Genomic DNA, 7352 nt, shown 5'->3' on the forward strand with positions numbered 1-7352 from the left:
AGATCGCCGCCGCATAGGCATAGCCGCCCGCGAGCGCCGCATAGCGCCACTCGTGGCCGCCAAGGATCAAGGCGATGCAGATGGTCTGCGGCAGCAGCCCGGCATAGCCGAGCGCGCGGGCTGCCGGCGAAAGCGAAGTTTGTCCGTCCATGGCAGGGCAAATCCCGCCCCGCTCCAAGAGTTCCCGCGCAGCTTGCAGGCGCGGCGGCTTTGCGCCACTTGACCGGCCATGGAACTGTTCGATCTCACCGGCCATACGGCCATCATTACCGGCGGCAATGGCGGGCTTGGCCTGGGGATGGCGCGCGGGCTCGCCAAGGCGGGCGCCAATGTCGCGATCCTGGCGCGCAATGCGGACAAGAACGCAGCCGCGCTCGAGGAATTGCTCGGGCTTGGCGCGGGCGGTGTGCTGGCGCTGACCTGCGATGTGGCCGATGAGGAGCAGATTGCCGGAGCAATGGAAGACACTCTGACTGCCTTCGGCCGCATTGACGTGTGCTTCGCCAATGCCGGTATCTCGGGTGCGGGCACGACCATCCCCGACATCACCGCAGAAGGCTGGGACCACACCTTCGCCGTTAACACCCGCGGGGCAGCGCTGGTCTACAAGCATGTAACCCGCCACATGATCGACCGCGCCAAGCGCGGCGAGCCCGGTGGCAAGCTCATCGCGACCTCTTCCGGCCAGTCGATCATGGGGGTCAATCGCAGTTCCGACTATGCCGCCTCCAAGGCTGCCCTCAACGGCCTCACCCGCGCCGCAGCCTTCGAGCTCGCGCGCTACCAGATCACCGCCAATGCGCTCCTGTTCGGCTACTACGAGACCGACATCACCGCCAAGGCCGACCCAAAGTTTGCCGAATGGATGAGCCGCCGCATCCCGCTGCGCCGTCCCGGTGACCAAGCGGGGCTTGAAGGGCTGGCGGTGTTCTTCGCCTCACCCCACTCGGATTACATCACCGGCCAGTGCCTGGCCGTAGACGGGGGCCTGTGCATCTCCTGAGAGGGGAACACCGAACCTGCCTAACCGTTAGCGTTCAAACCCGTCTCACCTCTCGCGGAAAGCCACCACCCCCCGTGCCCGACGACGACCAGACCTCCGAATTCGCCGACCGCCCTGAAGACCGCGCCCGCCAACGCGCGGTGCCGGCGGGGCGCATCGCCCGCTTCGGCACCTTCGGGCGGCTGGTGGGAGGCGTTGCGGGCGGGATGGTCGCCGAAGGCGCACGGCGGCTGGCGAGCGGCGAGGGCATTTCGGCGCGCGACCTGATCCTCACCCCCGGCAATGTCCAGCGCATGACCGACCGCCTGTCGCACCTGCGCGGTGCGGCGATGAAGATGGGGCAGATGATCAGCCTCGATGCGGGCGATTTCCTCCCCGAGGAACTCTCCAAGATCCTCGCCACCTTGCGCGATCAGGCCAATTTCATGCCGACCAAGCAGCTCGACCAGGTGCTGCGCAGCGAATGGGGGCCCGACTGGCGCAAGCAGTTCCGCTGGTTCAACCCGCGCCCGATCGCCGCCGCCAGCATCGGCCAGGTCCACAAGGCCCTCACCCGTGACGGCGAGGAGCTGGCGATCAAGGTCCAGTATCCGGGCGTCGCCAAGTCGATCGACAGTGATGTCGACAACGTGATGACGCTCCTGAAAGTCGCCGGCTTCGCCCCGCCCGAGCTCGAGATGGACAAGCTGATGGCCGCCGCCAAGCAGCAGCTCCACGAGGAGGCCGACTACCAGCGCGAGGGCGCACAGATGGCGATGTATCGCGCCATGCTGGCGGACACCCCGGGCTTCGTCGTCCCGCGCCTGCACGAGGGGCTGACCCTCGGCTCGATCCTTGCGATGAGCTTCGAAGAGGGCGTCAGCATCGAGGAGCTCGGCAACGAGCCGCCCGAACGCCGCGATGAAGTCTTCGCCCGCCTGATCCGGCTCGTCGCGCGCGAGCTGTTCGATCTCGGCGTGATGCAGACCGATCCCAACTTCGCCAACTTCCGCTACCGGCGGGAGACCGGCGAGATCGTGCTGCTCGATTTCGGCGCCTGCCGCCCGGTCGATCCGGCCGTGGCGAACGGCTATCGCAAGATGCTGATCGCCGGATTGCAGGGGAATGCGCAGGACGTCCTCCGGGCGACCATCGAGGCCGGCTTCATGATGCCGATCGTCGCCGAAAAGCATCCCGAGCGGGTGAACCGGATGATCGATATCGTCATCAACGAAATGCGCGCCGACGCACCGTTCGATTTCGGCGACCGCGCCTTCATCCCCCTGCTGCGCGAGGAAGGCTACGCCATCGCGCAGGACAAGGACACCTGGGCCTTCCCGCCGATCGAGACGCTGTTCGTGCAACGCAAGGTTTCGGGAACAGCGCTGCTCGGCGCGCGGCTGAAAGCGAAGGTCAATATCCGCCGCATCACCGAGGAAGTTTTGGCCGACACCGCGCCGCTAGGCGAGGCGGCGGCCTGATTACAGCGCGCTTGGCCCTGCCTGCCCGGCAGGCGGCCCCCGATTCTGCCGCCATGTCTCGCCCGGTATGTGACGGCCATCACATTTCCCTTGTGATGTTTCGCATAAAACCAACGAGATAGGCGGTGGACAGCGCCGGTGATTTGTAATAACGCATCGCGCATGCATGGGGGGATCGAACACAAGACGAGCGTGCTGTTCGTGTGTCTTGGCAATATTTGCCGGTCACCGATGGCAGAGGGTGCGTTTCGCGAGGCGGCGCAGGCGCGCGGCCTTGCTGTGCTTGTCGACTCCGCCGGAACCGCTTCCTACCATCTCGGTCAGGAACCCGATGCGCGCGCAATCACCGTCGCCCGCAATCATGGTATCGACATCGCCGGCCAGTCTGCGCGGCAGATCGAGCGCGACGATTTCTACCGCTTCACCCACATCATCGCCATGGACCGCGCCAATCTTGAGGGCCTGCGCGCCAAGGCCCCGCGCGACGGGACAGCGCGCCTCGCAATGCTGCTCGATGCAGTCGAAGGGCGGCGAGGCGAGCCTGTCGCCGATCCCTATTACGGCGATGCCGCCGCCTTCGAGGCGGCCTGGCAGGTGATCAACCGCGGGGTCGATGCCTGGGCCGACAAGCTGCTCAGCGAAACCACCCACCAATCCGCCTGAGGTTTGCACGGGGCGTTAGAGCCCCTTGCGCCCGAACCCGCCGGCGCGCGCCGCCGAAGGGGGCGTCGGCGCGCGGCGCGGCAGGGGGAAGGGCTCGGGATCGGGCGCGCCATTGGTGATCAGATCGGCCACGCCCTCGCATCCGCCGAAGCGCCCTTCGAGCAGCGTTGCCGCAAACTTAATCGTGCGACCATGACCCTGATGGGGCTCGATGACCAGATAGCGGGTCGTGACGTAATTGACGGTCTGAGTCTCGACCCTCATCAGCGCGATCTGGTCGAGCCGCAGGCGGCGGGTCGAGGCCATGCCGTGGAATTCGAGCTCCGTGGCCCCGATCGACAGGATGCGGTTGTCGAGCAGGTAGCGCGCAAAATAGAGCATCGCGAAGGCGATGACGAGCGCGGCAAAGCCACCGCCCAGGGCGGCCTTCGGGCCGCCGCCCATCGCGACCCACAAGCAGAGCCAGAACAGGCCTGCACTGACAACAAGTGCCAGACCGAGCTTGATCCGCGAAAAATGGACGTCCGACACCTTGCTGATCCCTTTCGACTGTTTGATCGAAGTCTAGGGCGCAAGTTGCAAACATCTGTTTAACGGAACAATTTTTCGGCAGCTTTCATCCGCCGCGCAGTAGCTGGACGCCCCAGTCGCGCTCGAACAGGTAAAGCAGGATCCGCGCCGCCTCGCCCCGTGGGGAGGTCAGCCCGCCGTCGCGCTCCATCAGCAGGCGCGCGTCGCCGTGCGCGATGGGGAGCAGCCGCTGGGTCTGCTCAAGATCGGCGATCCGGAACCCCGCCTCCCCCGATTGCCGCGTGCCGAGCAACTCGCCCCCACCGCGCAATTCGAGGTCTTCCTCGGCGATCCGGAATCCGTCCTGCGTCTCGCGCATCAGGGCGAGGCGCCGCTTGCCGGTTTCGGAGAGTTCATCGCCGCGCAGCAGCACGCAACGGCTCTTCTGCGATCCGCGCCCCACCCGGCCGCGCAGCTGGTGCAATTGCGCGAGGCCAAAGCGTTCGGCCTGTTCGATGACCATGAGCGTCGCGGTCGGCACATCGACCCCGACTTCGATCACCGTCGTGGCGATCAGTAGCCGGGCATCTCCCGAGGCGAAGCGCTCCATGGCCGCGTCCTTGACTTCAGGGCGGAGCTGGCCGTGGACGAGCACCACCGCATCGCCGAACCGCTCCTTCAGCGCGGCATAGCGGGCCTCGGCGGCGGCAATGTCGGCAAGGTCGGGCACGCCGTCCAATTCGCGGACCATCGGGCAGACCCAATAGGCCTGTTGCCCGCTGGCAAGGTGGCGCTCGACGCCTGCAACCATCTCGTCCATGCGTGCCTGCGGGAAGACGAGCGTTTCGATCGCCTGCCGCCCGGGCGGAAGTTCATCGAGGCGGCTCACGTCCATCTCGCCGTATTGGGCGAGGGTCAGCGAGCGCGGGATCGGGGTTGCGGTCATCGCGAGGGTATGCGGCGCGCGGCGGCCTTTCGCCGCCAGCGCAAGGCGCTGGGCCACGCCGAAGCGGTGCTGCTCGTCGATCACCACGAGGCCGAGGTCACGGTAACTGACCGTGTCCTGAAAGATCGCGTGGGTGCCGACCAGCAGCTGGATCGAGCCATCGAGCAGTCCCATCAGGATCGATTCGCGCTCGCGCCCCTTGGCGCGTCCCGTCAGCAGCGCAATCTCCACCCCCGTGGGCCCGAGCATCTTGCGCAGGGTCTCGAAGTGCTGGCGGGCGAGGATTTCGGTGGGTGCGAGGAGCGCCGCCTGCTTGCCCGCCTCGACCGCGATCAGCATCGCGTTCAACGCCACCACGGTCTTTCCCGCGCCGACATCGCCTTGCAGCAGGCGCAGCATGGGCGCCTCCTGCGCCATGTCCCCCGCGATCTCGGCGATCGAGCGCTGCTGCGCTGCGGTGAGGCCGAAGGGGAGTTGCAACCGCGCCCGCAAGCCCCCGTCCCCCGCCAGCGCCTGTCCGCGCCGTTTGCGGCCATCGGCCTTGACCAGCAGCAGCGCGAGGCTGTTCGCCAGCAGTTCGTCATAGGCGAGCCGGTCGCGCGCCTTGGGATCGGTGCTCTCGTGCCCGAGCCTCAGCGCATCGCGCCAAGAAGGCCACCCGGAGCGCTCCAATTGGCCAGGCTCGATCCATTCGGGCAAGTCGGGGAGCCGCTCCAGCGCCTGCGCCGCGAAATCGGCGATACGCGGCTGGGTGAGGCCTTCCGAGAGGCGATAGACCGGCTCGGACATGCGCCCCATGTGCGCGGCGCTGGCCTCCTCGATATGGTCAGGGTGGACGATCTGGAGCATGTCGCCATAGCGGTCGAGCCGCCCGGCCACCCAGCGCGTCTCGCCCACCGGCACCAGCTTCTTGGCACTGTAGGCGGCCTTGCCGAACCAGTTGAGCGAACAGACATTGCCCACCGCGTCCTGCGCCAGCACTCGGTAGGGCCCGCGGCTACCGGCACGCGGCGCGCGGTGTTCGATCGCGGTCAGGGCGATGATCACCTGCTCTCCCTCGGAAGCCGAATCGAGATCGGCCACCGCGCGGCGGCTGACGAAGCGTTCGGGCAGATGGTAGGCGAGGTCCTTGACGCGGCGGAGGGCGAGCTTCTCCAGTGGCTTCATCAGCTTGGGGCCGACGCCTTCGAGCGTTTCGACTTCGGCGAAGAGCGGATTGAGAGCCTCGGGGCGCATGGGTGCAAGGGCTAACACTGCGGTTGCGTCTTTGCGAGTTGAAGGCGCGGGAAGCTGTGGCTAGACCGGCGCCCATGACCGAAACGCCCTCCTTCGAGACCCGCCTCGCTCGCGCCAAGTTCCGCGCCTGGCACCGCGGCACGCGCGAGGCCGATTACATGATCGGCGGCTTTTATGACCGCTACCACGCCGGCTGGGGCGAGGCGGAGCTGGCTTGGTTCGAGGCGCTGCTCGACGAGGACGATGTAGACGTGATGGCCTGGGCGCTTGGCACGCAAGATGCGCCGGAGCGTCTCGCGGGCGACCTGCTGGCGATGATGCAACGCCTCGATTACGTCGACATTCCGCGCTGAGCGCCCCGAACGTTCGACGCGGTTCGACAAGACGACTGCGCCCCGCTAAAGGCTCGGAACAAATCCCGCGCGCCCGCTGTTTGGCCTGCGGCGCCCCGCATTATTTCGTGACCCCCTCCTCTTTTTCGAGGTGGGGGTATTCCCGCATTGCCCCTCGAGCGGCTTGTGAAGTGACCCGATGCCCGATTTGAACCGCATCCTTGCGGCCCGCGATCCGCTGACCCTCGCCTCGCTGCCGCGTGGGAGTCTGCCGCTGGTGCTCACCCATCTCGCCCGCGCCGCAAAGCGCCGTGCGGTGTTCATCGCGCCCGACGATGCCGCGATGCGCGCAGCGGCCGAGGCAGCGCGGTTTTTCGCGCCCGAGGTCGAGGTGGTGACCTTCCCCGCTTGGGACTGCCTGCCCTACGATCGCGCCAGCCCCGCCCTGTCGGTCAGCGCCGGACGGCTCGCCGCGCTCCACAAGCTCCAGCAACCCGGAGCGGCGCAGCAATTGCTGGTCACCACCGTCAACGCCGTGCTCCAGCGCGTGCTCACCCCCTTCCGGGTGCGCGAGAGCGTGCGCGCGTTCACGGTCGGCACGCAGATCGGGCAGGATAGCCTCACCGCGCTGCTCGTCCGGCAGGGCTACAGCCGCACCGACACGGTCATCGACCACGGCGAGTTCGCGGTGCGCGGCTCGATCGTCGACATATTCCCCTCCTCGCTAGAGAGCGGCCTCCGGCTCGATTTCTTCGGCGACGAGCTCGAGAGCTTGCGCCTGTTCGATCCCGCGACCCAGCTCACCGTTGAGCGGATCGACAACCACCTGCTGCTCCCCGCTTCCGAGGCGCTGCTCGACGAGGAGAGCATCAAGCGCTTCCGCACCCGTTATCGCGAACTGTTCGGCGCCAATGCGACGCAGGACCCGCTTTACGAGGCCGTGTCCGAGGGGCGCCGCCTCGCCGGGATGGAGCACTGGCTGCCGCTGTTCGAAGCGAAGCTTGCGAGCCTTTTCGACCACCTCGGCAAAGACGATGTCGTCGTGATCGACCAGAGCGCGCTGGGCGCGGCCGAAGAACGCCTTACCGACATCGCCGATTACCACGAACAGCGCGGGCGGATCGCGGGCGAGAGGAAAGGCTCCTATCGCCCGCTGCGGCCCGAATTGCTCTACCTCGCGCGCGGGGAGTTCGATGCGGCGC

The 7352-nt window shown here is 67.1% G+C and carries 6 protein-coding genes and 1 pseudogene; 5 read left to right on the plus strand and 2 right to left on the minus strand.

Annotated features, from left to right (window positions below; all coding sequences use genetic code 11):
* Positions 1–229: 229 nt before the first annotated feature.
* From NBV68_RS15945 to NBV68_RS15955, 3 genes are all read left to right on the plus strand, one after another.
* The gene (locus NBV68_RS15945) at positions 230–1003 is read left to right on the plus strand and encodes an SDR family oxidoreductase (RefSeq protein WP_296311617.1); all 774 of its coding nucleotides are present in this window, start codon (positions 230–232) and stop codon (positions 1001–1003) included.
* Positions 1004–1077: 74 nt separating this feature from the next.
* Entirely contained in the window at positions 1078–2463 is a 1386-nt protein-coding gene (locus tag NBV68_RS15950) for an AarF/ABC1/UbiB kinase family protein (protein WP_296311620.1), read from the plus strand.
* 162 nt (positions 2464–2625) lie between these two features.
* A complete protein-coding gene (locus NBV68_RS15955; RefSeq protein ID WP_296311623.1) occupies positions 2626–3126 on the plus strand; it encodes a low molecular weight protein-tyrosine-phosphatase in 501 nt (166 codons plus the stop codon).
* A gap of 15 nt (positions 3127–3141) precedes the next feature.
* Here NBV68_RS15955 and NBV68_RS15960 read toward each other — a convergent pair whose 3' ends face one another.
* Both NBV68_RS15960 and recG read right to left on the minus strand, forming a co-directional pair.
* Complete coding sequence (locus NBV68_RS15960; RefSeq protein ID WP_296311625.1) at positions 3142–3657, minus strand: hypothetical protein; 516 nt, start codon at positions 3655–3657, stop codon at positions 3142–3144.
* Between the two features lie 85 nt (positions 3658–3742).
* Positions 3743–5818, minus strand: coding sequence for an ATP-dependent DNA helicase RecG (recG, locus tag NBV68_RS15965; RefSeq protein WP_296311628.1), 2076 nt, complete (start codon positions 5816–5818; stop codon positions 3743–3745).
* Between the two features lie 74 nt (positions 5819–5892).
* Between recG and NBV68_RS15970 the strand changes: the two genes are divergently transcribed.
* Together NBV68_RS15970 and NBV68_RS15975 are read left to right on the plus strand one after the other, a co-directional pair.
* Positions 5893–6171: a succinate dehydrogenase assembly factor 2 gene (locus NBV68_RS15970; RefSeq protein WP_296311631.1), complete on the plus strand. Its 279-nt coding sequence runs from the start codon at positions 5893–5895 to the stop codon at positions 6169–6171.
* A 178-nt stretch (positions 6172–6349) separates the two neighbouring features.
* Positions 6350–7352: pseudogene (locus NBV68_RS15975) on the plus strand (transcription-repair coupling factor); the annotation flags it as partial.

The sequence above is a fragment of the Erythrobacter sp. genome (assembly GCF_023653175.1).
GTDB lineage: Bacteria > Pseudomonadota > Alphaproteobacteria > Sphingomonadales > Sphingomonadaceae > Erythrobacter.

Excerpts from the sequence above, each read along its gene's own strand:
- NBV68_RS15945 (WP_296311617.1), top strand. The coding sequence starts at position 230 with ATGGAACTGTTCGATCTCACCGGCCATACGGCCATCATTACCGGCGGC.
- NBV68_RS15955 (WP_296311623.1), top strand. The coding sequence starts at position 2,626 with ATGCATGGGGGGATCGAACACAAGACGAGCGTGCTGTTCGTGTGTCTT.
- recG (WP_296311628.1), bottom strand. The coding sequence starts at position 5,818 with ATGCGCCCCGAGGCTCTCAATCCGCTCTTCGCCGAAGTCGAAACGCTC.
- NBV68_RS15970 (WP_296311631.1), top strand. The coding sequence starts at position 5,893 with ATGACCGAAACGCCCTCCTTCGAGACCCGCCTCGCTCGCGCCAAGTTC.